Below are 25,955 nucleotides of genomic sequence, written 5' to 3'. Positions count from 1 at the left end.
CATGACGAACACCGCGCACGAACCCGACCTCGCCGGACAGGGCGTCAGCGTCGTCGTGCCGTGCTACAACGAGGCGGACAACGTCGAGGACGCCTACCGGCAGGTGGTCGCCGAGTTCGGCGACCACGACGTCGAGTTCGTGTTCGTCGACGACGGCAGCACCGATGGCACGCTGCCGATCGTCCGGCGGCTCGCGGCGGCCGACCCCCGGGTGCGGTACCTGTCGTTCACCCGCAACTTCGGCTTCGAGGCGGCGTTCTCGGCCGGCTACCGCTACGCCAGCAAGCCGTGGGTACTGCACATCGACGCCGACGTGCAGTTCCCGGTGGCCGAGGCGCACAAGCTGGTCGCGGCCTCGGCCGGCCAGGACGCGGTGTTCGGCGTGCGCGAGACGCGCCACGACCCGTTCGTGCGGCGGGCCGGGGCGCGGGCCTACCACCTCGTCGCGCGCCGGCTGCTCGGCATCGAGATCCCGCCGGGCGCCACGACGTTCCGCCTGGTGCGAACCGAACTGGCCCGCCGGATCGTCGACCTGCGGCTGGGCACGCCGTACTTCCTCGCCACGGTCCCCCGGCTGACCAACCGGTACACCACCGTCGCGGTCGAGCACCGCGCCAGGGCACGTGGTTCCTCGAAGCTGAACCTGCGCTGGCTGGTCGGTCACGCCATGGGCCTGTTCGTCGGGTTCTCCAACCGGCTGGCCTCGGTCGCCGCGCTGGTCGCCCTGGTGGCCGCCGGGCTGGCCCTGGTCGCCGCGCTGGGCGGAGTGACCGGACTTCTCGACCCGGTGGGCGGCGTCACCGTCCTGTTGCTGTTGCTGGTCCCCCTGTTGGCGGCGCTCGCGGTGACGGTGCGCTACGTGGTGGCGGTCGGTTCCGGCCAGCCACGGCCGGCGCTGTACTACGTACGGGAGTCCAACATCGACGTGGAGCCGGCCGACCTGCTGCTCACCACGGCGGCGCTGGAGCCGGTGGGCACCGGGGGGCGCGCGAGATGAGTTCGCTGCTGATCCTCGGCGCCGCCGACGGCGCGGTGCCCACCTACCAGTGCGCGTCCAAGATGGGCTATCGCACGGTGTGCGTCGACATCAACGCCGGCGCGCCCGGTGTGCCCTACGCCGACGAGTTCCTGCACGTCAGCACGCGGGCGCCGGAACTGGTCGCGACGGCGCTCGCCGGCCGCGACGACATCGTCGGGGTGCTCGCGCCCGCGAGCGACATCGCGCTGCCCACGCAACGGCAGCTCGCCCTCCACTTCGGACTGCCGGATCCGGTCTCCGCCTCGGCGGTCGCGGCGTCGGCCGACAAGTGGGAGTTCCGCCAGGTCTGCGACCGGCTCGGGTTCCCCTCCTACCGCACGGTCGCCGGCTCCCCCGGCGGCGAGCTGGTCCGCGCGGCTCGCGGCCTGCGCTTCCCGGTGTTGGTGAAACCGGTCGACAGCACCGGGAGCCGGGGCGTGGTGCCGTGCGGTGTGCCCGGCTCCCTCGCGGCCGCGATCCGCGACGCCGTCACGTTCTCCCCCGCGAACCGGCTCGTCGTCGAGGAGTTCGTGGACGGCACGCACCTCACGGTCGAGGCGCTGGTGCGCGCCGGCCGGCCGGTGTTCCACACGGTCAGCGCCCGCACCCTCACCCCGCCGCCATACTTCATCACCGCGACCCAGACCGTGCCGGCGGACCTGCCCGACGGCGTCGAGGCGCGACTGGCGGAGATGCTCGCCACCCTCGTCGCCGAACTCGGGTACGCCAGCGGGCCGCTGAACCTCGACGCGGTGCTCGGCCACGACGGCGAGCTGTACCTGGTGGAGATGGGCGCGCGGTCCGGCGGCAACGGGATGGCCGAGCTGGTCGAGGCGAGCTACGGCGTCGACCTGCTGGCCGCCACCGTGTCCCTCGCGGTCGGCGACCCGGTGACGGTGGTTCCCCGCCCGCCCCGCCCGGTGATGCTGTGGGTGCTGGCCGCCGACCGGCCGGGGCGGCTCGCGGCCGTCCACGGGCTGGCCGAGGTCCGCGCGATGCCCGAGGTGCTCGACGTCCGGCTGTTCGCCGCGCCAGGCGACCAGGTCAAACCCTACGACCAGGCGGCGAACAAGGTCGGCTACGTCATCCTGGCCGCCGACACCCCGGCCGCACTGCGCACCGCCGCGACGACGGTCACCAGGAGCCTGTCCGTCGAGCTGATGGCACCGTGACCACCGGCACGGCGACCACCGGCACGGCGCTGCGGTTCTCGGAGATCGTGCGGCTGGCCGCCGGGCGGGGCGTGTTCCGGCTCAGTGGACAGTTCACCGCGGTGGGTCTGGCCATCGCGTGGCACGAGGACGCCTTCGGGCAGTTCGCCAACGCGATGGGACTGTGCGCGTGGCTGGCGCTGCTGCCGACCGCCGCCGAGAAGACGGCGCTCAAGGTCCTGCCACGCCTGCGTCTGCTGCGCCCTCGGGTGGCCGCGCTGACCCTGCGCGCGGCCGCCGCGCCGGTGGTGGCGCTGCTCGTCGCGCTCGCGGTCGCGCTGGTCGCCGCCCCGCACTCGACCGCCACCCTGTACCTCGCGGCGGCGGCCTGGTCGGCGGCGACCGGTTTCCTGATGACGGTCAGCGGCCTGCACCGGCTGCGTGGCCGCCCGCTGCGCGACGCCTCGGCGTTCGGCGCGCTCACCGTGCTGGTGCTCGCCGGCACGGCCGCCACCTGGCTGCTCGGCTGGTCACCGACGACCCACCTGCTGGTGCAGCTGGCCTGTGTGGGCGCGGTGGCCGGCTGCTCGATGATCGGCCTGCCCGCCGAGTGGGTACGCCCGGGGGTCCCGGCCGGCCGCCGGGTGCTGCGCGCCTACGGTCGCAGCGCCGGGTTGCTCGGCCTGTCCGAGGTCCTGGAGGTGGCCGGGGCGTCCCTGGTCTACCTTGCGCTGGCGCTGTCCGGCCGGGTCACCGACAGCGGGCCGCTCTACATGGCGCTGCTGGTCGCCAGCATGGCCGGCGCTTTCCTGCTCTACCAGATGAAACTGCACCAGCCCGCGTTCTCGGCGCGGCTGCGGGGCGCGGGCGGTGCCGGCGGGCGCACGAGCGCGCTGAACCGGCTGCGGGCCGCCCAGCGCATCGGCCTGGTGTTCGCCTCGGGCGTCGCCGTGCTGGTGGCCTTCCCCGGCGGGCGCGCCGCACTGTCCACAACGGACAGCCTGGTGCCCATGGTGCTCCTCGGTCTCCTCGTCGCGGTGGAGATCGTCGTGTCGTTCCTCGTCATGTACGCGAACTTCGTGCTGGAGAACACCAACAGCGCGATCCTGACCAGTACCTCCACCACCGCCGTGGCGGGCATCGTGGCGACGGCGGCCTTCGCCGCGGTTCTCGTGCCCTGGCTCGGCGCCGCCGGCGGCCTGCTCACGCTCGTCCTGGCCGCCACCGCCCGGGCGACCGTGCTGCGCCACCTGGTGCTGCGCCGCCACCCGGAACTGCGCGCCACCCCCGTTCCCACCCACCGATGACCAGCGGAGCCACCATGTACGTACTCGGTATCAGCAGGCACCACGATGCCGCCGCGGCCCTCGTCCGGGACGGGGAGATCGTCGCGTTCGCCGAGCAGGAGCGGTTCAGTCGGATCAAGCACGACGGCGCGTTCCCCACGGACGCGATCGCCTACTGCCTGCGGCAGGGCGGGATCACCCTCGGCGACCTGGACCACGTCGCCTACTTCTGGCAGCGCTGGCCAGAACCCCTCCACGCGGCCAAGGTGTTCGCCCGCTACTTCCCCGGCACGCTGGAGGTGTTCCGCAACGCCAAGGGCGACCAGGGCGGCCGTGCGCAGACGATGGTCGACACCTTCCGCCACGGCGGGCGCGGCATCGACGACTACCACGTCGGCGGCGCGGTCCTCGGGCACGTCAAACGCGGCTACACCCTCGGCCGCGACCTCAGGCAGGCGCTCGGGTACACCGGGCCGACGAAGTTCCGCGTGCGGCTCGTCGACCACCACCGCGCGCACGGCGCCAGCACCTTCTTCATCTCGCCGTGGGAGGAGGCCGCGGTCCTGACCCTCGACGGCATCGGCAGCGACGGCACCAGCACGTGCCTGTCGGTCGGCCGGGGCAACACGATCACCGACCTGCGGCGCATCAAGTTCCCGCACTCGCTGGGCGCGCTGTACGCGATGGTCACCGGCTACCTCGGGTTCTGGCCCACCATGGACGAGGGCAAGGTGATGGGCCTGGCCCCGTTCGGCGAGGACACCTACGTCGAGGCGTTCAAGGACCTCGTCCACCTCGACCCCGACGGCGGCTACGAGCTGAACCTGAGCTGGTTCCGCCACCACACCTCCGGCAAGCACGTGGTGTCCCAGAAGTTCATCGACACCTTCGGCCCGCCGCGCGCGCGGACCAAGGTCACCGCCGACGACCCGGTTCCCCAGCACTACGTCGACATCGCGTTCGCGTTGCAGTCCGTGCTGGAGGACGCGGGCCTGCACCTCGCGCGCTGGCTGCACCAGCGGACCGGGCTGACGAAGCTGTGCGTGGCGGGCGGGGTCGCGCTGAACTCGGTGATGAACGGCCGCATCCTGCTGGAGACCCCGTTCGAGGAGTTCTTCGCCCAGCCGGCGGCCGCCGACGACGGGTCCGCGCTCGGCGCCGCGCTCCAGGTCAGCGTGGGTGAGCGCAAGGCGCCCCGGCCGCGCGACGGGTTCCTGTTCACCGGCCCCGAGTTCACCGAGGCCGAGCTGGAGCAGGCGCTGGTCGACGCCGGCGTGGAGTACCGGCGGGTCGACGACATCGCCGAGCACACGGCCACCAAGCTCACCGAGGGTCTGATCGTGGGCTGGATGCAGGGCCGGATGGAGTGCGGCCCGAGGGCGCTGGGCAACCGCTCGCTGCTGGCCGATCCCCGCGACGCGGAGTCGAAGACCAGGATGAACGAGAAGGTCAAACACCGCGAGCCGTTCCGCCCGTTCGCGCCGTCGTGCCTGGCCGAACGGGCCGGGGAGTTCTTCGCGAGCGGCTACCCCTCGCCGGTGATGCTGCTGGTGTTCGACGTGCTCGAACACCAGCGCTCGGTGGTCCCGGCGATCACCCACGTGGACGGCACCGCACGCGTCCAGACCGTCAGCGCGACCGACAACCCCCTCTACCACCGGATGATCTCGCACTTCGACAGACTGACCGGTGTGCCCATGGTGCTGAACACGTCGTTCAACGACAACAACGAACCGATCGTCACCACCCCGCAGGACGCGCTGGCCTGCTTCCTCAAGACCGATGTGGACGCGTTGGCGCTCGGCCCGTTCTGGGTCGAGAAGTCCGGCGAGGCCCCGGCGTGACCACCCACGTCGCCGGGCCGGTGGCCACCCTGTACCGAGCCCGGTCCTGGCTGTGGCTCGCCTTCGCGGTTCCGGCCGCGGTGCTCGCCGGTCTCATCATGGTCGCCCTGCCGCCGGACCAGACCCTCGACGACCTCGGCGAGTGGGCGTTCAAGATCAGTCCGCTGGTGTTCGCGACGCTCGCGGTCGCGACGTTCCCGCGTGGCCGGTTCGGTCCGGTGCTGGTGGTCCTCGGGGTGCTGGCCTACATGGGTTACGTGGACACCGCGCTGATCCTGCGGGTCCTCGACTACGGCACCGCACGCGAGGTCGGTGAGGCGGGCGGGTTCCAGACCGTCTACCAGTTCCAGCTGTTCGTCGTCAGCTATCTGGTGCTGTTCGGGCTGATCGCGTTCCGGCTCGGCGGCGCGCGCACCGCGACGGTGCTCAAGGTCGGTGTCGCGTCGGTGCTGCTGGTCGTGTCCGGGCTGAACGACCTGGGTTTCTGGCTGCTGTACGCCTGGCCGGACGGGCGTCCCGAAACCCTCGACTGGGCCTCGCACATCGTCGTGTTCGTCGGCGGGCCGCCGGGGGTGGTGACGGCCGTGGTGTTCCTGGCCGTGCACCTGGCTCTCGCGGTCGCCGTGCTGGTGGCGCCGGTGGAGCGCTGGGTGGACGAGCGTGTCACGAGGCCGGCGCGGTGACCGTGCTGCTGTGCGGCGCCAACCCCGCCGTCCGGCTGTTCGACGGCGACGACGTGACCGCGTTCGCCTCGGTGTGGACGGTCGACTGGTCGGTGCACGGCCCCGGCAGGGCGATCGTGCTGTGGCACGACGGCCGGGTGCGGGTCCTCGCCGACGACCCGACCCTCGGCGGCTGGCTGGAGCGCGCGTTCGTCCGGCACTTCCCCGAGGCCGCCGGACTGCCGTGGCCGGAGCCGACCCCGGAGCGGGCCGAGGTCACGGTCGACCTCGACCTCCGCGACGGGCTGTCGGCCCGCGCCGGTGACGTGGCGGTGACCGTCTCCGGCGCGTTGGCCGTCCGCACGTTCGAGACCGACGCGTTCCCGCTCGACGGCGTACCGCACGCGCTGCGCCTGGTCCTGGCCCCGGCGGCGGACGCGTCGGTCACGATCGGCGGGACACCGGTGGCCGGCGCGGTGCGCCGGGAGGGCGGCGCCGAGCGACCGTCGTCCTCGGCGTTCCTCACCACCGCGGAGGTCTGGTCGCTGGCACCCGACTCGTCGTGAGACTCCCTACCGGATCAGCTCCTCGCTGAGCTCCCACAGGCGCCGCGCGGAGTCGGGGTCGACGGAGTGCGGCACGACGTCGACCGGGATCCCGTCGGGGCCGGGTTCGGTGAGGTCGATGGCCCTCGGGTCCTCGTCCAGGGGCGAGATGTCGCTGTTGTTGAGGTAGACGCCACCGAGGCCGGCGAGCAGCGGGCTGGCGGCCGCGAACACAATCGTCGCCGCGCCCTGTTCGGGGGTCTTCTGTCCCCGGACGGGGTCGATGATCGGCTCACCGGCCTGGTCGATGAGGCCCATGTCCCGCTGTGCCCGTTCACCGACCGCCCGGTTGAAGGCCGTGGCTGGCACGATCCCCGGATGTGGTGCGTAGGCACGAATCCCGTCGGCGGCCCACCGGCGGTCCAGCTCGACGGTGAACAGCACGTTGGCGGTCTTGGACTGCGGGTAGGCGAGGCCGGGGTCGTGCCGGCCGGTGGTGAAGTGCGGGTCGTCCCACAGGATGTCGGACATGCGCTGGGCGCCCGAGGTGGTGGTGACGACCCGGGCGCCGCCCGCCGCCCGCAGCGCCGGGTACAGCCCGAGCGTCAGCTGGAAGTGACCGAGGTGGTTGACGGCGAACTGCGTTTCGTAGCCGCGCGCGTCGTGCGTGAGCCCGCTGCCGGAGGGGGTGAACCCGGCGTTGTTGACCAGGATGTGCAGCGGGCGACCGGACCCGAGGTAGCCGTCGACGAACGCGTCGATCGAGGCGGGATCGAGCAGGTCCAGCCGGCCGACCTCGACGCGCGCGATCCCGGCGACCGCCCGCGCGGCGCGGTCGGTGTCCCGCGAGGCGACCGTGACCGAGGCGCCGGCCTCGGCCAGCGCCCGGGTGGCCACCAGTCCGAGGCCGGAGTGGCCACCGGTGACGATCACGTTCCTCCCGGTGAGGTCGATGCCGGCCAGCACGTCCTCGGCCGTCGAGGCGGCGGTGAACCCGGAGCCGAGCGGGTGCTGACTGTGCGTGATACCCAGTGTCATGACTCCAGCCTGGACCCCGACCGGGGGACGATGAATACTTGTCCATCCGGTTTTTCTTCGCGATAGTACGAGCGTGGACGGAGATCAGCTCTCCGAGGTGTTCGACCTCGTCGAGGTCCGGGGCGTGCTCTCCGGCGGGTTCGCGGCACGCGACCCGTGGGTGACGCACGGCGCACTCGGCACCCCGCTCAAGTTCTTCGCGATGGTCAGCGGCCACGCGCGCCTGACCACCGACGCCGCCGCCTCGCCGATCGACCTCGAACCGGGCGACGTCGCCGTGCTGAACGACCGGTCGTGGCTGCGCCTGGAAGGCGGCACCGGCGACGGTCCACCCCGTGAACTCCGGCCCGACGAGAACCCGCCGTCGACCGACCTCACCGGCGTCGACCTCGACACCGACGACATCGTCGTCGGCGGGCGGGTCGACCTCAACCCCGCCGGCCGGGCACTGCTGTCCGCGGCACTTCCCCCGGTCGCGCACATCCGAGGATCGGCCACCGCCGCGTTCACCCTGCGCGGCACCATCCACCGGGTGTTCGACGAGGTACGCCACCGGCGAATCGGCGCGGACTTCGCGATCCGCCAGCACGTACAGCTCCTGGTGCTGGAAATGGTGCGCGCCCACGTCGACCAGGCCGACCTCCCCCCAGGCTGGCTACGAGTGCTGACCGACGAGCGCCTGCGCCCCGCGATCCGGCTCATGCACGCCGACCCAGGAAGGCCCTGGAACCTCGACGACCTGGCCACCGCCGCCGCGATGTCCCGCACGTCCTTCGCCGAACGCTTCCGCACCGTGGCCGACGTCCCACCCCTGACCTACCTCAGCCGCTGGCGGATGCTGCTCGCCCAACGGGCCCTGCGCGACACCGACATCCGCGTCGGCGCCCTCGCCGCGAACCTCGGCTACACCTCGGAAAGCGCGTTCAGCACCGCGTTCAAACGCCAGGTCGGCCTCTCCCCCCTGCGCTACCGCCAACAGATCTGGTGACGCGCGGTCACCCCCGGCGCGGGAGGTCGCGGGCGACGACCCCCAGGACGCGGTCGGTCGGGAAGTAGCCCAGGCGTCGGGAGTCAAGGCTCACGGCCTGGTTGTCGCCGAGCAGGACGATCTTGCCCGGAGGGACACGGGTTTCGGGGAACGTCGCCAGCAGGGGGACCTGGTCGCGAGGGACCGGGTCGCCGGCGACGGCGATCACGCGTTTGATCAGCCACGAGCGGGTGGCGATCGCCGCGGCGCCGGCGCCCTGGCGCAGCGGGGGCAGGCGCCAGCCGGTGCCGCTCGGCTGTTCCAGGACAACGACCTGACCCTGTTCCAGGGTTCTGCCCCGGCGCACCAGGACCTGGTCACCTTCCCGGTAGGCCGGTTCCATGCTCATGCCGCGCACCGTCACCCTGACCACCGTTCGGGCCAGAAGGACGAGAACCGCCAGCAGTAGTGCCAACCCGGTCAGGCCGGGGACCAGTGTCGACATCGTCGCCTCCTGTTGGTGCCGACTCCTGATAGCCGGCCGCCTGTAGGCGGAAAAGTTGGGCATACAGGCCACCCCGGGTCATCAGTGCCAGGTGGGTTCCACGTTCGGCCACCTGCCCGTCGTCCAGGACGACGATCAGGTCGGCGGTCCGGACGGCGCCAAGGCGGTGGGAGATCAGCAGACTTGTCTGTCCACTGCGGAACCGGCGGAGCGAGCGGTGGATCTCGGCCTCCGCCTGGGGATCCAGGCCAGAGGACGGCTCGTCGAGGATCAGCAGTTCGTGCCGGTCGCGCAGGAAGGCCCTGGCCAGGGCCAGTCGCTGCCACTGGCCGCCGGAGAGCATGGCGCCGGTCTCCGGGTCGTCCTTGTCGGACTCGCTGAAGAACGTCCTGGACAGCAGGGTGTCGTAGCCCCGGGGGAGTTCGGTGATCCGGTCGTGGACGCCGGCCCGGCGCGCGGCCGTGCTGATCCGGCCCGGATCGCCGAGGGCGTCCAGGTCGCCCAGGGCGATGTTCTCCCCGGCGGTCAGGTCGTAGGCCATGTAGTCCTGGAACACGGCGCCGACCCGCTGCCGCAGTTCGGTCACGTCCACCTGTCTGATGTCCACGCCGTCCCACAGGATCACGCCGCGGGTGGGGTCGTAGAACCGGCACAACAACTTCGCCAGCGTGGACTTGCCGGCCCCGTTCAGCCCGACCAGCGCCAGCGCCTGGCCGTGCGGGATCCGCAGCGTGACCCCCCGCAGGATCCACGGATGCTCCTCGGAGTACCGGAACCACACGTCCCGCAGCTCGATCGCGTGCCGCAGCGGGGGCAGCGGGCGAGGACGCGCCGCCAGCGGAAGGTCGGGCGCGGCCCGGGTGACCGCGAGGTAGTGATCGAACATCAGCAGTGCCTGGTGGGTTCGGGCGACCTCGTTGGTCAGCGACGCCAGGGCCGCCTGCACCCCAGCCACCGCCGCGACGAACACCGTGACGTCCCCGACCGAGAGCCCGCCGCGCTGCGCGTCACCGATCGCCCACAGCAGCCCGCCGCCGGCGACGGTCGCCGCCAGCACGGCCAGGACAGACTGGACCGCGACCTCGCGACGGTCGGTCGCGCGCCGGGCCGCGTTGGCGGTCAACCGCTCCCCCATCATCCGCCGGCGCAGGAAGCCGCCCGTGCCGAACAACCGGACCTCCTTCGCGGCCTCCACAGTGGACAGAAGCTGGGCGTAGAAGAACTCCCGACGTTCGACGGGCCCGATCCGCCAGAGCATGCGGGCCCGCCGGCGGGACAACGCGATCTCGGCCGCCAGCGTCAGCATCCCCGTGCCCAACACCACGACCATCAGGGTCGGGCTGAGCACGAACAGCGACCCGACGAACCCGGCGATCGTGATCGCCGAGGTGACCACGCCCCGCACCCCGCCGACGGCCTGGTCGGCGAGATTGTGCACCGACTGCTGGGCCAGCCGGAGCCGGTCGAGGAACACGGGATCCTCGAAGCGACCCAGGCCGACGAACCGCTCCACCGCGCCGAACAGTCGGTCCTGGGCCCGTACCTCCACCCGCCGGTCCAGCTCGGCGCCGAGGTAGCGGTGCGCGTGCGGCGCGACGCCCCCCACCAGCCCGGCCAGCGCCAGCCCGACCCCCACCACGACCAGCGTGCCGGACACCGGCTCCCCGGCGAGCTGGTCCAGCACCAGCTTGGTCAGCCAGGCGATCACCACCGGCAGCGCGCCGCTGGCCACCATCAGCACCGAGTAGACCAGCAGGATGCCCGGTGCCGCACCGGCCGCCAGCGAACACACCGCGAGCACCTGCCGCACCGTGGCCCCTCCCCCGGCCCCGGCGGACCCGGTCATGCCCGCACTGGGACGCGGGCCTCGAGCTGGACACGGTCCTCGGTCACCACCAGCTGCCCCTCCGGCCCTGGCCCGGTCACCAGGACCGTCGGGTAGCCCCGCACGCCGAACGCGGTACTCACCGCGCCGTCGGTCTCCTCGACCACCACCCGGGCGACCGCCTCCAGGTCCGCGACCCGCCACGTCGCGTCGGCCGGGTCACCGACCACCACCGCGACGACCTGGTCGCGGCCACCGCGCCAGACCTTCGCCAGGTCGATGAACTTGGGCAGCTTCTCCTCGCACGGCTCACAGGTGGTGGAGAAGAAGGCGATCAGGTTCTCGCCGACCAGGTCGTCCATGGCCAGGGTCCGCGAATCCGTCATGGTCGTCTCGAACGGGCCGACGGACTCGCCGGCGCCGATGGCGGTGCGGGGGTTGGACGCCCTGGCGAGCAGTTCGGTGTGCTCACGCAGGCGCCTGACCACCCCCACGTTCAGCACCAGGTTCAGCGCGGCGAGCAGACCCACCAGCACCACGGCCGAGATCAGGATGGACACCGTTCCTCCAGTTGACTTGTCAGGCCGGTGCGTCGACACCGGCGAACAGTTCGATCAGGTCGTCGGACACGGCCACCAGGTAGCCGAGAACCACGCCGGCGACGACCGCGACGGCCACCCCGGCCGGCTGGGTCGGGCCGGGGGTGAGACCGGTCATGGCCGCGCCGAGCGCGGCCGAGGCGAGCACGACGTTGCGCACGGCCTGCCACGGTCCGAGCGGGGACACCGAACCTCCGAAGCACCGACACGGAGCACGAACCCCGCGCCGGACCGCTACGGCGATCGCACCCGCCAGCACCAGCAGCAACCCGGCCGCCAGCACGAGACCGGCGGCGGAAACGAGACGGGCCGGGATCGCGAGCAGCACCCAGATCAGGAACTCCGTGGCGACCACCGCGACCGCGACCGGCAGCGACCACGCCGGGCCGAGCAGGCGCATGGTCCGCACCGAGTCGACGAAGGAGTCGAACGCGGCCCGGTTGCGCACCTTGCTCACCGACGAGACCAGGAAGATCACGCCGACCGCGCTGTGGACACCGATCGTCCAGTACTGCATGGGAAACACCCTTCCGAAGCGCCGGAGACGCCTTCCGCGACAACCGTTCCGTCGTCGCGGAAGGCGTTCCACGATCAACCCCTGATCCTCAACCGGGCCTCACTGTCACGACGGTGGTGGTTATCGCGGGGGTCCACCAGCGGCAGCGATCGGTCCGGATGACGCGTCGAGGACCGGTCAGATCTGGCAGGACAGCGAGCAGCTGGTCAGCCGGCAGCACGGCGCGTAGTTCGGGCACTGGTAGCAGGCGCTCCAGCAGTAGTACTGACAGGCCGCCGAGGCATCCACGCTGGGCACGAACAGGCCGAGCAGCCTCGCGCCCATCGATTCGATCTTGCGGTACACGTTTCTCTCCCATCTCTGGTGTGGTGCTGGAATCTCGCTTCAGACGATGTCCGGCCGGGGCTGTGCGGATCTTGCGACAAGTCTTGAATCCGCTGGCCAGAGCCTGTATTTCGTTAGGTGTCGGTTACGGGCTCGGGTCCGGGAGGTGTCGTCCATCGCCGAGGGTTACCGCCTGCTCGGTGTTCCCGAAGCACGCGTCGACGGACAACTCGTCGATGTCGGGCATGCCCGGCAGCAGAGCGTTCTGGTGGTTCTGCTGATCGAGGCCGACAAGCCGGTCTCCGCTGACCAGCTGATGGACCGGGTGTGGGGCGATGATCTCCCTGTTCGCGGCCGGGCCACGCTGCACAGCTACCTGTCCCGGCTGCGGCGGGCCCTCGTCTCGGCCGGCGGGGCCGGCATCGTGCGGCGACGTGGCGGCTACGCCATCCCGGTCGACCCGATGGCCGTCGACCTGTACCGGTTCCACCACCTGGTCGAACAGGCGCGGGCCACCGACGACGAGGACCGCGCCCTGCGGTTCATGCGGGAGGCGCTCGGGCTGTGGCGGGGCGAGGCGTTCGCCGGCCTGCGCTCTCCGTGGCTCGACGACGTGCGGACCACCCTGCACCAGCACCGCCTCGCGGTGGAGCTGGACCGCGCAGACCTGTTGTTGCGCCGGGGAAACCACGGCGACCTGGTCGTCGAGCTGACCGCGCGCGCTGCCGAACACCCGCTGGACGAGCGGCTCGGCGGCCAGCTCATGCTGTCGCTGTACCTGAGCGGTCGCCAGGCCGACGCGCTCGAGCACTACCAGGACCTGCGCACCCGCCTGATCGGGGAGTTGGGGCTCGACCCGGGAGCCGATCTCCAGCGGCTGCACCAGCGGATCGTCGCCGCCGACCCGTCACTGAGCCCGTCGAGGACCGCGCCGGCCAGGGTGGTCCACGTTCCCCGGCAGCTACCGCGTGACCTGCCGACGCTGATCGGCCGGGACGACGAACTCGACGTGCTGAACGGGATGCTCCACGGCGAGGCCACCACCGCCGGGCCGGTCGTGGTGCTGCACGGCGCTCCCGGCGTGGGCAAGTCGGCGTTGGCCACCCGGGCGGCGCACCTGGCGGCTTCCCGGTTCGCCGACGGTCACCTGCACGTCAACCTCCGTGGCGCCACCCCCGGCGTGACGCCGTTGTCCCCGGTGGAGGCGCTGCACCAGCTGCTGCGCGGGCTGGGGGCCGTGGGGTCGGACCTGCCGGCGGACGTCGACAAGGCCGCCGGACTGCTGCGCACGATGGTGGCCGGGCGGCGGCTGCTGATCGTGCTGGACAACGCCGCCACCCCCGCCCAGGTCCGGCCGCTGCTGGCGGGGTGCGCGGTGCTGGTCACCAGCCGGACCAGGCTGGCGACGGTGGAGGGTGTCACCCATCTGCGGGTCGGCTCGCTCGCCGCCGAGGAGGCCAGCATGATGCTCGACGCGCTGGTCCCGGACGTGCGGCCGGCCGCCGACCCCAAAGCGGTCCGGCGGCTGGCCGAACTGTGCGGGAACCTGCCACTGGGACTGCACGTCGCCGCGGCCCGGCTCAACGCCCGGCCCAGCTGGGCGGTGAGTGACCTGGTCGAACGGCTCGCCGACGCCCGGCACCGGCTCGCCGAACTTGCCTCGGGCGACACTGCCCTGCGCAGCAGCCTCGCGGTCAGCCATGCCGCGCTGCGCGACAGCGACGACCCCACCGACCGGACCGCGGCCAAGGCCCTGTGCTTGTTCGGTCTGGTGCCCGTCACCGAGATCGACCTGACCCTGGCAGCCGCGATGCTCGACACGTCGCCGGCCGAGGCCGACCGGACCGTCGAACGCCTGCTGGACGCCCACCTGGTCGAGGAACACGTGCCGGGCCGGTTCCTGATGCACGACCTGATCAGGCTCTTCGCCAACGAGTGTGGTCTCGACACGGTATCCGCGCCGGAGCGATCCCAGGTCCTGACCCGGGTTCTGGGTTACCTGCTGGCCACGGTGGCGCGGGCGAACGCGCTGGTGTACCCGCATCGGGCGCACCATCCCGCGACCGGCGACGGTGTCCGGTTCAGTCCGCTGGGTGGGACGGAGGAAGCGTCGCGCTGGCTGGACGAACACCGGCGCGACCTGATCGAGGTCGTCCGGCAGGCGTGGCTCGGTCCCGCCGAACACCTGCGCCTCGGTGTGGACCTCGCGTTGGGCCTGCACTGGTACCTGCACTCGGGCGCCAACGACCTGTCGGCCCTCGTCGGGTTCCAGCAGGAGGTCGTCGCGGCGGCCGAACGCCTGGGTGACCGCGGTTCGCTGGCCGTGGCGCACGGCAACCTGGCGGTGACCAACCTGCACGTCGGCCAGCCCGACCAGGCCCTCGTCCACGGTTCGGCCGAACTCGAGATCTGCCGGGAACTCAGGGACAGGTTCGGCGAACAACGCGCGCTCGGCAACCTCGGCTACACGCACCTGGCGCGGCAGCGTCCCGACCAGGCGATCGAGTTCCTCCAGCGGCAACTGGAGATCGCCAGGGATATCGGAGCGGCCGTCGGTCAGGCCTTCGCGCTGGTCAACCTGGGCAAGGCACACCACCAGCTCGGCCGGTCAGCCGAGGCCATCAGCATGATCGAGACGGGACTGGCGCTCTACGAGCGGATGGACGACCACTACCGGCAGACCGACGTGTGCGAGGTGCTCGCCCGCATCCACATCGACCTCGGCCAGTACGACCGGGCCATCGAGCTGATGACCCAGGGGCTCGACCAGGCCCGCCGCAGCGCCAACCGGTTCGGCGAGATCTGGGCACTCACGGTCCTCGCGCGGGCGCACCGCCTGGCGGGCAACGCCGAGGACGCGGGCCGCTGCGCCGAGCAGGCCGTCGTGAGCAGCGACGGCCTGCACGGCACGCAGGCCAGAACGGATGCGCTGAGCGAGTACTCGAAATCGGTCAGCACCACGTGATCGTGTGGCCGGAACCGGCAGCCGGCGCCGGCCACACGCACGGTGTCACGGAGTTCTGCAGCAGGGGTGGTCGTCCGTCACGACGGAGGTTCCGACCGACTCCTCCACCACCGCGGCCGTGGCCGTGGTGGTGGAGAACAACAGCACGACGAGCACGCTGATCGTCAACGTGGACACGACAAATATCCCCCTTGGTATGGGATTGCTGATGATGGATGACGCCGCCGAGTCCCCGGCCTCGTCGGTGGCGGAAAGCCGCACCCCCGCGATGCACTGGCGTTCCGCTGGCCCGCCGGCGATCGCCGGACCGGGCACGGTGACAGGTTCACGTCATCCGGGTGACTCAGGCAACACCCCTCGCCTGTCCGGGACAGCCGCCCGGGCGTTTCGCCTGGCCGGCAACGGAAACACGGTCCCTGTCCGAACGTCCGGACAGCCTCCGTTGCGTCATGCGCACACGGTGCGGTACCTCTGAAGGGTGGAGGACGAACGGGTTGATCCCGCTGCCGCACGCGATGCCGTCGAATTCGTGGCCGCGTTGCGTGCCCTCAAGGAACGATCCGGGTTGACCCTGCGCCAGTTGGAGGACCAGGCGACCGCTCGCGGCGACGCCCTCGCCCGCAGTACCGCGGCGGATCTGCTCCGAAGACAGACGCTGCCGCGACCGGAACTCGTCGCGGCGTTCGTCCGCGCCTGTGGCGAACAGAACCGGCTGGCGGACTGGATGCGCGCCTACGAACGCCTCGTCCGTGAAGCCACCGACACAACGGCCGACACGGTCGCGGATCCCCCGCCGCCGACACGTCCGGCGCGCACCCGACTGCTGATCCTGCTCACCCTGGTGATGGTCGTCGCCGCAGTTCTGCTCGTCATCACCATCACCACCGAACCGGACCGACCCCCGACGCCCGATCCCCCCGACGTGCTCCCCCTGTCCTCGGCGGGGGAATGGGTGCGGATCCGGCCCGCCCGGACACCGGACCTGTGCCTGACGGAAGGCTTCGACCGCTCCCTCCGCTACGAGGACGTGGTGATGGTCCAACTCCCGTGCACCAAGCCGGACGGTCCCCGCACCCTCCTCGAACCCGTGGACGAGGACCTCACCCAGATCAAGTGGGAACACCCCAAGGACAAGGTGATGGGCTGCCTGACGATCCGCGAGGAGCCCCCCGCCAAGGACATGCTCGAACCCCGCTCCCGCTGCGACCCCGACGACGACGCGCAACTGTTCCGGATCGAGCGCTTCGCCCCCGACTCCCTCACCGGCTACCGACTCCGCCGGGCACACACCGACCAGTGCGTCGGCCTCCGCAAGGACGACACCGCCGAAGGCGCCGAAGCCGTCCAACAACCGTGCGACTCCCGCGAGAGCCAGCGCTTCCTCGTCGACCTGAAGACCACGAATCCCTAGCGAACCTGTCACCTCGGGGCGAAGCGGCGGAGGAAGCGGCGTACGTGGGGATCGGCGGCGTGTCCGAGTTTCGCGCCGGCGCCCGCGCCGGCCAGGGCGGCCGTTTCCAGCACCACTCGCACGCCCTCGCCCGTGGCCTGGTCCACGGGTAGGTTCAGGCGGTCGGCCACGTTGTCGGCGATGCCGGGGAGGCCGAGTTCAGCCAACCCAAGTACAGCGGCGGTTCCGGCGAAGCCGGCGACCGCTCCGACCGCGGCGCCGAGGACACCGCCGACGCTCTGGTTGTCCTGGAAGATTTTCGCCCACTTGTCGCCGCTCATGTCGACTCCGGGGTGTTCGACCGCCGCCCCCGACGCCACGAACAGCGTAGTGCTTCAGGGGACGCGGTCAGTACCGCCGGACAGGCGAGCCCGGCGGACCGTCCACGGCCCCGGCGCGGTTCACCAGCTGGTGTTGCTGTTGTAGACCGAGACGGTGTAGTTCTCGTCGTCGTCGCGTGACGGGCGGCGGGTGGGCGGTGGGGTCGGGAGCGCCTGGGCGTCCCGCAGTGAGTCGAGGGCCGTTGACACCCGGGGGTCGGCGCGGAAGCCGTCCAGCCGTGACGAGACGGCTGCCTCCGCCGCGGACTGGGCTTCCCGCTGGGTCTCCAGGATCAACTCCGCCAGGTCGCTCGGAGACAGTCTCAACGCTCCTGGGGACAGGTACAGCGCGGTCTGGCGTCGCGCGGTCGCCTCGGCGCGGACGGAGCCGTCCCGGGACTGCGCGGTGTGGGTCTCGGTGAACGACGCCTGGAGCTCGGCCAGGCTGGCGTGGATGGCATCAGGCACGCCGTCAGGATAGAACCCGTCTCATTTTCACTCTGCGGGGAACCAACGGCGCGTAGCCTCGGTCTGATCTTGAGTCGATGATCGAGCGGGCGTGTCAAGCGGGGCGTGGAGGGGCGATGCCGGAGGCATTTCAGGTGGTGCCGACCCTGTTGCGGGGCGCGGCCGGGTCGGTCGAGGAGTGCCGCCAGCAGATCGAGTCGGGGCGCAGGACCGGCGCCGCCGCCGGGGTGGGCTCCGGGATGGCCGGGTTCACGGTCGCCGGGGCCTGTGAGGCGGCCGGAACCGCCTCCGAGTCCGCGTTCTCCGGGGTCGCCAGGTCGTGGCAGGCGTGGGCGGACGCGGCGGCCAGCGGCGCCACCGCCTACACGCGGTCCGACGAGAGCGGCGAGTCCCTCCTCCGCGGCGCGGTGGTGTGACGATGGCCATCGGCAAGACGCAGGCACTGCGGGGTGACGTCGGCGCGCTGCGGGCGCAGGCCGAGGAGTTCCGCGCCAACGGCACGCTGCTGCGCGACGGGAACGAGACCGCGCTCCGTGTGCTCGGTGACCTGCTGGGCAGCTGGCTCGGCAACGCCGCCGACGCGGCCACCGAGTCCATGGGCCGCACCGAAGGGCAGGTCCGCAAGCTCGCCGACGCGCACGCCGACGCCGCCGAGGCCGCCGACGCGGGGGCGGCCGGCATCGAGGGCTACCAGTCGCTCGCGCGCGCGGCCATCCTCCGGGCGGAGTCCGAGGACTTCACCGTCGCCGAGGACGGGAGCGTGACCGCGCCGTCGGCGATGCTCTACCTCCCCGGCGACGCCGAAGCCGAGCAGGTCGTGTCGGCCCAGCACGCGTTGGACGAGAAGGCCCGCCAGTACGAGGCGACGATCAAGCAGAACCTCGCGGGCATGACCGCCGAGGACGCCCGGGCCGCCGCCGCCATCAGCGGCGCCTTCGACGGTCTGTCCGAAGAGGACATGAACCCCGCCGGTCCGCCCGGCGACCACAACACCGAGGACCGCTCGGGCGACCCGCTCTACCCCAACGGGGAACCGGACATCACCGACATCCGTCAGGGTGACTTCGGTGACTGCTGGCTGCTGGCCGCACTCGGGTCGACCGCCCTCACCGACCCGCAGAAGATCAAGGACCTGATCACCGACAACGGTGACGGCACCTACACCGTGCACTTCCAGGACGGCGACGTCACCGTCAACGACGACAGCCTGCTGGACCAGGGCGCCGACCAGGGCAAGTGGGTGGCGATCGTCGAGACGGCCTACGCCGAGCACGAGGGCGGCAACTACGAGGAGATCAACGGCGGGGACTCCAACGAGGCCTACGAGGACCTGTTCGGCGCCAACACCGGCGCCTTCGACCCCGACTCCTCCACCGACCTGTTCTTCGGCGACAACAAGTCGCCGGGCGACTCGTACAACGAGATGCGCGAGGCCCTCGACGACGGGCGGCCGGTCACCGCGAGCGTGCGCGGCCGGATCGGGATCGACGGCGGCCACGCGCTGATGGTGACCAACATGTACGAGCGCGACGGCGTGCAGTACGTCGAGATGATGAACCCGTGGGCCTCGAACAACGACGCCATCATCAACGGCGTCAAGGAGGCGGGTGGCGAGGCCTACCCTGACGGGCGGATCGTCATGAACATGGACGACTTCTCCGAGGAGTTCTACAAGGTCCGCTACGTCGAGGACTGGGACTAGTGAAGCGGACGAGCGTCCTGGCCGCGATCCTCGTGGTGACCACGGCCAGCGCCTGTTCGGCAGACCAGAAGGAGCAACCGATGCGGACCGAAACCGCGACCGCCCAGCGGCCGGTCGACAGCAGTGGCAGCGGCGACAGCGGCGACCGGGCGACTAATCCGGCCGAGCCGATCCCGGCGCTGGTCGCCGACGCGGACCTGATCGTCACCGGCACGATCACCGACACCACCCCGGCCGACGGCGCCGGCGACGCCTACGGTCCGCAGACCGCGACGATCGAGGTCACGGCCACGCTCAAGGGCGACCCCGCACCGGACAAGCTGTCGATCACCAAGCCGGAGTCGTCCTACTTCCTCGTCGACGCCGCCCACGCGTCCGGCGACCGCAAGGCCCGCTCCGGCGGCGTCTTCGTCCTGCGCGACGGCGGTGACGCGCCGACGCTGTTCGGCCACGTCGGTGTCCACGACCACGAGTTCGCGGCCCAGTGGTTCGCCCGCGCGCTCGCCGGCCTGCCCGCCACGCTCCCGCCGCCCACCAGCGACCAGCTCCGGGAGTGGGTGGCCATGGCCGATGTCATCGTGTTCGCCGCCGCGACCGGCGACGCGGGCAGCGTCGAGACCAGCACCCCCCGGCTCGACTGGGCCCCGACCGGCACCCTGGAGCCGATCGAGGCGCTCAAGGGCGAGCTGCCAGGGCCGGTCGCGGTGACCCGCGGCCCACAGCCGGCGCAGCCCGGCGGCACCTGGGCCTTCCCCGTCCAGCAGGAACGGACCGGCGTGTTCTTCCTCGACACCTCGGGCCAGTTGACGGTCATCAACACGGCCGCGCCATGGGACGTGTCTCCCGTCCAGGTCCGGCAGCTGCTTCGTTAGAGGTTGATCCCGTGGCCACGCAGCCACGGCAGCGGGTCGATCTTGTTGCCGTTCTCGTGGACCTCGAAGTGCAGGTGCGGGCCGGTGGACTGGCCGCGGTTGCCCATGGTGGCGATCTGCTCACCGGCCGCCACCTGCTGACCGACGCTGACCAGCGACTGGTCGATGTGGCCGTAGACGGTGATCTCGCCCGAGGGGTGCTGCACCCGCACCCACAGGCCGAACCCGCTCGCCGGGCCGGAGTCGATGACCTCGCCGGCCATCGCCGACAGGATCGGGGTGCCGATGCTGTTGGCGATGTCGATGCCGAAGTGGATGGCACCACCCCGGGCGCCGTAGCCGGAGGTGAAGGTGCCCTGGGCGGGGAGGACGACCTCGCCCGAACCGCCGCCGCTGAGCTGGGCGCGCCGCTCGGCCAGGCGGGCCGTCTCGGCCTTGGCCGCGTCCTGGATGTCGACGGCGGTGCGGTAGGCGCGCTCGGCCTCGGTCTTGGCCTTCGCGGCGGCGTCCCGGTTGGTCACCGCGCTCTCTAGGGCTGACTGGGCCTGCCGGTCGGCGGTGGACTTGCGGTCCACCGCCTTGCTGGTGGTGTCCATGACGTCGACGTACTCGCCGGCCAGGACCCGGACCATCGAGGCTCGGTCCAGCAGGTCACCGGGACTCTTGGCGCCGAGGTAGGCGCGGATCGAGCCGATGGAGCTGCGCTGCTGGTAGCTCGCGGCGGCGAACTCGTCGAACTCCAGCCGCGTTCGGCGCTCGTGCTCGGTGGCGGCGGTGGCCTCGGCGCGGGTCTTGGTCACCGCTCCTGCGGCGGCCTGCGCGGCCTTCGCGGCGTCCTTGTGCCGCTGGTCGGCCGTGGCGAACGCCTGGAAGGTCTTGGCCAGCCGGGCCTGTGCCGCGTCCAGTTCCGCCTCGGCGGCGGCCAACTGGTCGTCCAACGAGGGCTGCGCGGCCGCGGAGGGAACGATCAGCATCGAGGTGACCGTCGTCGAGGCGATCAGGACGGCCAACGTGGCTCGCGTCTGTCGACGGCGAGCACCCATGAGCGCTCCAGTACAGGGTTCGGGGCACGCGGCGCGGGGGACACCGTTGCGTACCCGGGGTCGGGGTCACGCGACTATGCGCCACCGACCCTCACCTGGCCACCCGATTAGGACATGTATCACAACATTCGGATAACGTGAACCAAACAAGGGTTGACGGTCAGGGGGTCAAAGTGCGGGGCGCGTCCTGGACGACAACCCGGCAGTGGGTGGTGAGCCGCCGCTCGTCGTCCAGGACGTGCAGGTAGAGGGCGGGCGGCAGGTCGAGGTCGACGTCCGGGCGGGGTTCGGCGGGCAGCGTCAGTGTGGACACCACGCCCGGGGCGACCAGGAGCGGAACACCGGCGAACGTGCTCGTCGCCGCGGTGTGCGCGTGCCCGCACAGCACCGCGACCACGTTGCGGTGCCCGCCCAGCACCTCGGCGAGCCTCGCCGCGTTGTCCAGCCTGATCACGTCGACCAGCGGGCTGTGCAGTGCCACCGGCGGGTGGTGGAAGCAGACGAACGCGGGCGACGCCGCGTCGGCGGCCAGCGTCGAGTCCACCCAGGCCAGCGTCTCCTCGGCCAGGAACCCGTTGCTCCGACCGGGAATCGTCGAGTCGGCGAGCAGGAAGTTCACGTCGCCGACCCGCTGGACCACATTGATCGGCCCACCATCGGCCGGCTCACCGAGCAACCCCTCGCGATAGGCCTCCCGACGGTCGTGGTTGCCCGGGAGAAGCATCATCGGATGCGGTGACTTCAGCGCGACGGTCAGTTCGGCGTACTCCTCGGGCCGCCCGTGGTCGGCGAGATCCCCGGTCACCAGCACCGCGTCCAACTCGAGGGCGTTCACGTAGTCGATGACCCGGCGCGTCCGCTCCGCCGCGCGTTCACTTCCGTCCAGATGCAGGTCGCTCACCTGCGCGAAGACGATCACACCGACCAGTCCACCAGACCCCGCGTCTCGGCGCGACGTCCACTCCGGCACGAGATCGGCGGACCACCTCGGTTTCCCGGCGGTCCTCAGAAGTAGTCGGCCGTCCAGTGGACCGCTGTTGGCGCCTCGACGATCGACCTGACCTCGGTGGCCCCGGCGGTGAGCGGGCGGGCCAGGCCGGTGTGGTCGTGGGCGGTGGTCCACGTGGTGAACAGCTCGCCGATCGTGCTGGGAGGCGGGGCCAGCAGGCGGCCCGCGGTCACCTGGCGGTCGCTGGCGGCGCGGGCCACGGCGGTGAACAGCGCGGCGGCGCCGGCGTCGGTCGGTGCGGCGTACTCGGTGACGGTCGCCGTTGGCCAGTGGATGATCGCGTAGGCCGTGGGGGTGTCGTGGTGGCTGGCCAGCAGGATCTGGTGCTCGGCGTACCAGATGGGGACGCGGGTGGTCCAGTCGTCGGGGGTGCGGGACGTGGTGAGGGGGCGGGTCGCGTTGTGGCGGGTGTACAGGCCGGCCAGGACGGGCCATTCGGACAGGGACGCCTCCCGGGTGGTCCAGCCGGGCTGGGGGGAGGGCCGGGCGAAGGTTCCGTGGACGGTGACGCGGTCGAACACCGTCCAGTTCGGGTAGACGGCGGGCGTCGCGGTGAACAGGAGCGACCAGGCGCAGCCGGCGGCTGTCATGGAGGTGGTGGCCAGGGTGAGCAGGTGGCGGACCAGGCCCTGGCCGCGCGCCCGGGGCAGGGTCGCCACGCTGGACACGCAGCCGACGCGCCGCGCCGCACCGGTCAGGTCACGGATCGGGCGGGGCAGCCAGTACACCACCGCCACCGGGGTTTCGCCCTCGCAGGCCAGGAAGGTGCGGGCGGCGCGGCCCCGGTCCTGTTCGTAGAGGGGAACGACGTGGTCGGCGTCGGGGAAGACGGTGTGCCACAACGACCGCAGGGCCGGGGTGTCCTCGGGGCGGGCCGTGCGGAAGGTGGTCACCCGATTCTCGGCAGCTGGTCGGGAGTCACCTCGTGGCGCAGGGGTTGGCCGGCTCGGTAGCGGTCGATCTCGGCCAGGACGATCCGGCCCTGGCGGACACGGCCCTCGACCGTGCCCGCGGCCTGGTGTGGGGTCAACAGCACGTTCGGCAGGCGGCGGAACTCGTGATCCGGCGGCAGTGGCTCGTCGTCGAAGACGTCGAGGGCCGCGTCGAGACGGCCGGTGCGGAGTTCGGCCAGCAGCGCCCGCTCGTCCACCAGCCAGGAGCGGGCGGTGTTCACCACACCGGCGCCGTCGGGCAACAGGGCCAGTTCGCGGGCGCCCAGCAGGTGGTGGGTTTCCGGCAACACCGGGGCGTGCAGGGCGACGATGCGACTGGACGTCAGCAGGTCCTCCAGCGGCAGCACCGGTTCGTCGGTGCAGTGTGGGTCGCTGATCGACACGCGGGCGCCCAGCGCTCGCACCAGGTCGAGGTAGGCCCGGCCGGTGCGCGACGCGCCGACCACACCGATCGGGCAGTCGAGGATCTCGTGGCGGGCCGGTGCCTGCTCTGCCGCCGCCCACCGCGCGCCGGTGTGCAGGGCGTGGTCGAAACGCGGGAGCTGGTGCAGCAGCGACAGCGTGAACGCCAGCGCCACCTCCGCCACCGGGCGGGCCATCGCCTGACCGGCCTGGGTCACCCGCACCCCCCGGGCGAACAGCTCCTCGGTGACCAGGAACTTCACCGACGCGCCGAGATGGGCCACCAGCCGCAGGTTCGGCGCGCGGTCCAACAGCTCCGCGCCCAGGGCCGGCAGGCCCCAGCCGGTCACCAGGATCTCCGTGCCCGGCAGGGCGTCCGCGAGCCCGGCCGGGTCGTCCAGCAGGCGGGCATCGCCGACACCGGACGGGAACACGGCCGCACGCACCGCCGAAGGCACGCAGACCAGCGTGTCAGGACAGCCAGTCATCGCGGTGCTCCGCCACGAACTCGTCGTCGACCAGCCACGGGTAGGCGGCGGTGACCCGGGACAGCTCGTCGGCCTGACCGGGAGACAGGGTCTCGTCCGGGTCGAGACACCAGATGCCGTCGAGCAGACCCTGGCGGCGCAACACCTCGTGCACCCCGGCGATACAGCCCGCGAACCCGTGGGCCGCGTCGAACACGGCCGCGTTCGCGTCGGTCAGGCCCGGGGCCAGCGCGGCGACACCGGCCGGGTCGGTGCGCAGCCGCGCGAACATCGCCACCGCCGCCCGCGTCCACACCGCCCACTGGCCCAGCAGCCCGCCCCGGAACCGCAGACCGCCCGGCATGGTCGCCACCAGGTCGCCGATGATGTGGTCGTCGTTGCCGGTGTACAGGGCGACCTCGTCGCGGCGGTCGGCCGCCGCCACCCCGTGGATGACGTCCAGCGTGCGGTAGCGGTCGAACGGCGCGACCTTGATCGCCGCGGTCGTCGGCTGGTCGGCCAGTGCCCGCCAGAACTCGCGGGACAGCACCGGGCCGCCGATCGCGGTCTGCAGGTAGAACCCGATCACCGGCAGCACCTCCCCCACCGCCCGCGCCCTGGCCAGCAGCGCCGCCTCGTCCGCGCCGTCGACCACCGGCGAGAGCAGGACCGCGTCGTAGCCGAGGTCGGCGGCCAGACTCGCCTCGGCGACCGCCTGGTCCACCGGGCCGCACGCGCCGGCGACCGCCACGACCTCGCCCGACCGGCCGGACTCCCGGATCGTCCCGGCCGCCAGCTCCAGCACCGGACCCAACAGCCCGGCCTCGCGGATGGCGAACTGGGTGGTGTGCACGCCGACGGCCAGACCGCCGACCCCGGACGCCAGGTAGTAGCGGGTCAGCGCGCGCTGGCGACGTTCGTCCAGGTGCCGCGACGCGGTGAGCGCCAGTGGATGGGCCGGGATGACCGTGCCGGACAGCAGCGGGGCGAGCGACATGTCAGAACCTCCCGTCCCGAACGGCGAACTTCGTCGGCTTGCCGGCCAGCGGCAGGCCACGGGCCAGCCAGTCCGCCTGCCGGTCGATCAGCACCCCGAGCGGCACGTCCGGGTAGCCGAACAGGCGGTGGCAGCGCGTGGCGTCGTTGAGCAGCGCGGTCGGCGCCTCGGAGCCGGTGAACGTGACGTCGGTGCCGAACCGGTCGGCGAACACGGCGGCGATCCGGCGCACCGACGCGGTCTCCGGGCCGGTCAGGTTGAGCACGAACGGGTCGGGCGCGGTGGCGTGCGCCAGCGACCGCAGCGCGACCTCGTTGGCGTAACGCTGCCACACCACGTTCACGTGGCCGGTCGTCACGTCCACCGGTTCGCCGGCGAGCACGGTCTGGCCGATGTCGGCCAGCACCCCGTACCGCAGGTCGACCGCGTAGTTGAGCCGCAGGACGCTCACCGCGACGCCCTGCGCGGCGGCGTGCTCGAACACCCGCTCCCGGCCGAGGCAGCTCATCGCGTACTCCCCCACCGGGCCGACCGGGTCGGTCTCCACACTGCCGCCCGACGCCAGGTCGACCAGCGGGTACACGTTGCCGGTGGAGAACGACGCGATCCGCGCGTCCCGGTAGCGCTGCGCCACCCGCGCCGGGAGCGCCGCGTTGACCGCCCACGCCAGGTGCGGCGCGCCGGTGGTGCCGAACTTGGCGCCCACCATGAACACCACGTCGGCGCCGTCGGGCAGTGCCGACAGGTCCGGGTCGCCCAGCAGGTCGAAGGCCACCGTGCGGACGCCGTGGGACGAAAGCGATGTCGCGGCCGCCGGGTCCGACCAGCGGGAAACCGCCCAGACCGTGTCGTCGCCTCGGCCGGCGGCGTCCAGGCCCCGGCGGGCCAGCCGGGCCAGCGTCGGACCCATCTTGCCGCCGGCGCCGAGCACCACCAGGTCCCCGGAGCCGGTGGCCAGCGATTCGGCCAGGGCGGCCGACGGGGTCGTGAGCGCGTCTTCCAGCGCGGTTTCGGAGTCGAACATCC

27 protein-coding genes are annotated in these 25,955 nt (G+C 72.0%); 13 read left to right on the top strand and 14 right to left on the bottom strand.

Annotated elements, in window-relative coordinates:
- Position 1: 1 nt before the first annotated feature.
- Genes BLA60_RS03500 through BLA60_RS03475 form a run of 6 tightly spaced genes read left to right on the top strand, consistent with a single transcriptional unit; the run spans position 2 to position 6,527 of the window.
- Entirely contained in the window at positions 2-997 is a 996-nt protein-coding gene (locus BLA60_RS03500) for a glycosyltransferase family 2 protein (protein WP_075131163.1), read from the top strand.
- Entirely contained in the window at positions 994-2,190 is a 1,197-nt protein-coding gene (locus tag BLA60_RS03495) for an ATP-grasp domain-containing protein (protein WP_075131162.1), read from the top strand. Before BLA60_RS03500 ends, BLA60_RS03495 begins: the two co-directional genes overlap by 4 nt.
- Positions 2,187-3,476: a hypothetical protein gene (locus BLA60_RS03490; RefSeq protein ID WP_075131161.1), complete on the top strand. Its 1,290-nt coding sequence runs from the start codon at positions 2,187-2,189 to the stop codon at positions 3,474-3,476. The genes BLA60_RS03495 and BLA60_RS03490 overlap by 4 nt, the downstream gene beginning before the upstream one ends.
- 14 nt (positions 3,477-3,490) lie before the next feature.
- Positions 3,491-5,299, top strand: a complete 1,809-nt coding sequence (locus BLA60_RS03485) for a carbamoyltransferase family protein (protein ID WP_075131506.1) — start codon at positions 3,491-3,493, stop codon at positions 5,297-5,299.
- A complete protein-coding gene (locus BLA60_RS03480; RefSeq protein WP_154814082.1) occupies positions 5,296-5,982 on the top strand; it encodes a hypothetical protein in 687 nt (228 codons plus the stop codon). Before BLA60_RS03485 ends, BLA60_RS03480 begins: the two co-directional genes overlap by 4 nt.
- Entirely contained in the window at positions 5,979-6,527 is a 549-nt protein-coding gene (locus BLA60_RS03475) for a hypothetical protein (RefSeq protein ID WP_075131160.1), read from the top strand. The genes BLA60_RS03480 and BLA60_RS03475 overlap by 4 nt, the downstream gene beginning before the upstream one ends.
- A gap of 6 nt (positions 6,528-6,533) precedes the next feature.
- Here the strand turns inward: BLA60_RS03475 and BLA60_RS03470 are convergent, their stop codons facing one another.
- Positions 6,534-7,544, bottom strand: a complete 1,011-nt coding sequence (locus BLA60_RS03470; protein ID WP_075131159.1) for an SDR family NAD(P)-dependent oxidoreductase — start codon at positions 7,542-7,544, stop codon at positions 6,534-6,536.
- 73 nt (positions 7,545-7,617) lie between these two features.
- On the opposite strand from BLA60_RS03470, the gene BLA60_RS03465 reads away from it, so the two are divergent.
- Positions 7,618-8,532, top strand: coding sequence for an AraC family transcriptional regulator (locus tag BLA60_RS03465; protein WP_075131158.1), 915 nt, complete (start codon positions 7,618-7,620; stop codon positions 8,530-8,532).
- A 7-nt stretch (positions 8,533-8,539) separates the two neighbouring features.
- Here BLA60_RS03465 and BLA60_RS03460 read toward each other — a convergent pair whose 3' ends face one another.
- The 5 genes from BLA60_RS03460 to BLA60_RS44525 all read right to left on the bottom strand — a co-directional run bounded on the left by BLA60_RS03460 (position 8,540) and on the right by BLA60_RS44525 (position 12,302).
- Positions 8,540-8,929: a S26 family signal peptidase gene (locus tag BLA60_RS03460; RefSeq protein ID WP_245811825.1), complete on the bottom strand. Its 390-nt coding sequence runs from the start codon at positions 8,927-8,929 to the stop codon at positions 8,540-8,542.
- Complete coding sequence (locus BLA60_RS03455) at positions 8,889-10,862, bottom strand: ABC transporter ATP-binding protein (RefSeq protein WP_075131157.1); 1,974 nt, start codon at positions 10,860-10,862, stop codon at positions 8,889-8,891. Before BLA60_RS03455 ends, BLA60_RS03460 begins: the two co-directional genes overlap by 41 nt.
- Positions 10,859-11,401 carry a TlpA disulfide reductase family protein gene (locus BLA60_RS03450; RefSeq protein ID WP_075131156.1) on the bottom strand — a complete coding sequence of 181 codons (543 nt, stop codon included), beginning with the start codon at positions 11,399-11,401 and terminating at the stop codon, positions 10,859-10,861. Before BLA60_RS03450 ends, BLA60_RS03455 begins: the two co-directional genes overlap by 4 nt.
- 19 nt (positions 11,402-11,420) lie before the next feature.
- A complete protein-coding gene (locus BLA60_RS03445) occupies positions 11,421-11,957 on the bottom strand; it encodes a MauE/DoxX family redox-associated membrane protein (RefSeq protein WP_075131155.1) in 537 nt (178 codons plus the stop codon).
- 177 nt (positions 11,958-12,134) lie between these two features.
- Positions 12,135-12,302 carry a hypothetical protein gene (locus BLA60_RS44525; RefSeq protein WP_170108383.1) on the bottom strand — a complete coding sequence of 56 codons (168 nt, stop codon included), beginning with the start codon at positions 12,300-12,302 and terminating at the stop codon, positions 12,135-12,137.
- 145 nt (positions 12,303-12,447) lie between these two features.
- On the opposite strand from BLA60_RS44525, the gene BLA60_RS03440 reads away from it, so the two are divergent.
- From BLA60_RS03440 to BLA60_RS03435, 3 genes are all read left to right on the top strand, one after another.
- A complete protein-coding gene (locus tag BLA60_RS03440) occupies positions 12,448-15,246 on the top strand; it encodes an AfsR/SARP family transcriptional regulator (RefSeq protein ID WP_075131154.1) in 2,799 nt (932 codons plus the stop codon).
- A 118-nt stretch (positions 15,247-15,364) separates the two neighbouring features.
- A complete protein-coding gene (locus BLA60_RS42930; RefSeq protein ID WP_154814081.1) occupies positions 15,365-15,721 on the top strand; it encodes a hypothetical protein in 357 nt (118 codons plus the stop codon).
- Positions 15,722-15,775: 54 nt separating this feature from the next.
- Positions 15,776-16,657 (top strand): RICIN domain-containing protein, encoded by an 882-nt coding sequence (locus tag BLA60_RS03435; RefSeq protein ID WP_154814080.1) that lies wholly within the window; start codon positions 15,776-15,778, stop codon positions 16,655-16,657.
- Between the two features lie 8 nt (positions 16,658-16,665).
- On the opposite strand, the gene BLA60_RS03430 is transcribed toward BLA60_RS03435, so the two are convergent.
- Both BLA60_RS03430 and BLA60_RS03425 read right to left on the bottom strand, forming a co-directional pair.
- Complete coding sequence (locus tag BLA60_RS03430) at positions 16,666-16,977, bottom strand: hypothetical protein (RefSeq protein ID WP_075131153.1); 312 nt, start codon at positions 16,975-16,977, stop codon at positions 16,666-16,668.
- Positions 16,978-17,097: 120 nt separating this feature from the next.
- Positions 17,098-17,484: a YbaB/EbfC family nucleoid-associated protein gene (locus BLA60_RS03425; protein ID WP_075131152.1), complete on the bottom strand. Its 387-nt coding sequence runs from the start codon at positions 17,482-17,484 to the stop codon at positions 17,098-17,100.
- A 116-nt stretch (positions 17,485-17,600) separates the two neighbouring features.
- On the opposite strand from BLA60_RS03425, the gene BLA60_RS03420 reads away from it, so the two are divergent.
- The 3 genes from BLA60_RS03420 to BLA60_RS03410 all read left to right on the top strand — a co-directional run bounded on the left by BLA60_RS03420 (position 17,601) and on the right by BLA60_RS03410 (position 20,058).
- The gene (locus BLA60_RS03420) at positions 17,601-17,900 is read left to right on the top strand and encodes a type VII secretion target (protein ID WP_162292891.1); all 300 of its coding nucleotides are present in this window, start codon (positions 17,601-17,603) and stop codon (positions 17,898-17,900) included.
- A gap of 2 nt (positions 17,901-17,902) precedes the next feature.
- Positions 17,903-19,186, top strand: a complete 1,284-nt coding sequence (locus BLA60_RS03415; protein ID WP_075131150.1) for a C2 family cysteine protease — start codon at positions 17,903-17,905, stop codon at positions 19,184-19,186.
- A gap of 80 nt (positions 19,187-19,266) precedes the next feature.
- Entirely contained in the window at positions 19,267-20,058 is a 792-nt protein-coding gene (locus BLA60_RS03410) for a hypothetical protein (RefSeq protein WP_154814078.1), read from the top strand.
- On the opposite strand, the gene BLA60_RS03405 is transcribed toward BLA60_RS03410, so the two are convergent.
- From BLA60_RS03405 to BLA60_RS03380, 6 genes are all read right to left on the bottom strand, one after another.
- Entirely contained in the window at positions 20,055-21,068 is a 1,014-nt protein-coding gene (locus tag BLA60_RS03405) for a M23 family metallopeptidase (protein ID WP_245811799.1), read from the bottom strand. The two genes, BLA60_RS03410 and BLA60_RS03405, sit on opposite strands and share 4 nt — an antisense overlap.
- A gap of 193 nt (positions 21,069-21,261) precedes the next feature.
- Positions 21,262-22,020: a metallophosphoesterase gene (locus BLA60_RS03400; protein WP_154814077.1), complete on the bottom strand. Its 759-nt coding sequence runs from the start codon at positions 22,018-22,020 to the stop codon at positions 21,262-21,264.
- An 86-nt stretch (positions 22,021-22,106) separates the two neighbouring features.
- Complete coding sequence (locus BLA60_RS03395) at positions 22,107-23,003, bottom strand: GNAT family N-acetyltransferase (protein ID WP_075131147.1); 897 nt, start codon at positions 23,001-23,003, stop codon at positions 22,107-22,109.
- Positions 23,000-23,953 carry a hydroxyacid dehydrogenase gene (locus tag BLA60_RS03390; RefSeq protein WP_084734585.1) on the bottom strand — a complete coding sequence of 318 codons (954 nt, stop codon included), beginning with the start codon at positions 23,951-23,953 and terminating at the stop codon, positions 23,000-23,002. Before BLA60_RS03390 ends, BLA60_RS03395 begins: the two co-directional genes overlap by 4 nt.
- Positions 23,937-24,929, bottom strand: coding sequence for a dihydrodipicolinate synthase family protein (locus tag BLA60_RS03385; RefSeq protein WP_075131146.1), 993 nt, complete (start codon positions 24,927-24,929; stop codon positions 23,937-23,939). Before BLA60_RS03385 ends, BLA60_RS03390 begins: the two co-directional genes overlap by 17 nt.
- A gap of 1 nt (position 24,930) precedes the next feature.
- The gene (locus BLA60_RS03380) at positions 24,931-25,953 is read right to left on the bottom strand and encodes an NAD-dependent epimerase/dehydratase family protein (protein ID WP_075131145.1); all 1,023 of its coding nucleotides are present in this window, start codon (positions 25,951-25,953) and stop codon (positions 24,931-24,933) included.
- Positions 25,954-25,955: the final 2 nt, after the last annotated feature.

Origin of the sequence: Actinophytocola xinjiangensis (assembly GCF_001921215.1) — a bacterium.
In the GTDB taxonomy this organism is placed as follows: domain Bacteria; phylum Actinomycetota; class Actinomycetes; order Mycobacteriales; family Pseudonocardiaceae; genus Actinophytocola; species Actinophytocola xinjiangensis.
Note: the sequence above shows the minus strand (reverse complement) of the source record. Positions and strands in the feature narration are given on the sequence as shown.

What these genes read in the sequence shown, in the direction of transcription:
- BLA60_RS03500 (WP_075131163.1), top strand. Translation starts at nt 2, where the DNA reads ATGACGAACACCGCGCACGAACCCGACCTCGCCGGACAGGGCGTCAGC.
- BLA60_RS03495 (WP_075131162.1), top strand. Translation starts at nt 994, where the DNA reads ATGAGTTCGCTGCTGATCCTCGGCGCCGCCGACGGCGCGGTGCCCACC.
- BLA60_RS03485 (WP_075131506.1), top strand. Translation starts at nt 3,491, where the DNA reads ATGTACGTACTCGGTATCAGCAGGCACCACGATGCCGCCGCGGCCCTC.
- BLA60_RS03470 (WP_075131159.1), bottom strand. Translation starts at nt 7,544, where the DNA reads ATGACACTGGGTATCACGCACAGTCAGCACCCGCTCGGCTCCGGGTTC.
- BLA60_RS03455 (WP_075131157.1), bottom strand. Translation starts at nt 10,862, where the DNA reads ATGACCGGGTCCGCCGGGGCCGGGGGAGGGGCCACGGTGCGGCAGGTG.
- BLA60_RS03445 (WP_075131155.1), bottom strand. Translation starts at nt 11,957, where the DNA reads ATGCAGTACTGGACGATCGGTGTCCACAGCGCGGTCGGCGTGATCTTC.
- BLA60_RS03430 (WP_075131153.1), bottom strand. Translation starts at nt 16,977, where the DNA reads ATGAGCGGCGACAAGTGGGCGAAAATCTTCCAGGACAACCAGAGCGTC.
- BLA60_RS03420 (WP_162292891.1), top strand. Translation starts at nt 17,601, where the DNA reads ATGCCGGAGGCATTTCAGGTGGTGCCGACCCTGTTGCGGGGCGCGGCC.
- BLA60_RS03415 (WP_075131150.1), top strand. Translation starts at nt 17,903, where the DNA reads ATGGCCATCGGCAAGACGCAGGCACTGCGGGGTGACGTCGGCGCGCTG.
- BLA60_RS03410 (WP_154814078.1), top strand. Translation starts at nt 19,267, where the DNA reads ATGCGGACCGAAACCGCGACCGCCCAGCGGCCGGTCGACAGCAGTGGC.
- BLA60_RS03390 (WP_084734585.1), bottom strand. Translation starts at nt 23,953, where the DNA reads ATGACTGGCTGTCCTGACACGCTGGTCTGCGTGCCTTCGGCGGTGCGT.
- BLA60_RS03385 (WP_075131146.1), bottom strand. Translation starts at nt 24,929, where the DNA reads ATGTCGCTCGCCCCGCTGCTGTCCGGCACGGTCATCCCGGCCCATCCA.
- BLA60_RS03380 (WP_075131145.1), bottom strand. Translation starts at nt 25,953, where the DNA reads ATGTTCGACTCCGAAACCGCGCTGGAAGACGCGCTCACGACCCCGTCG.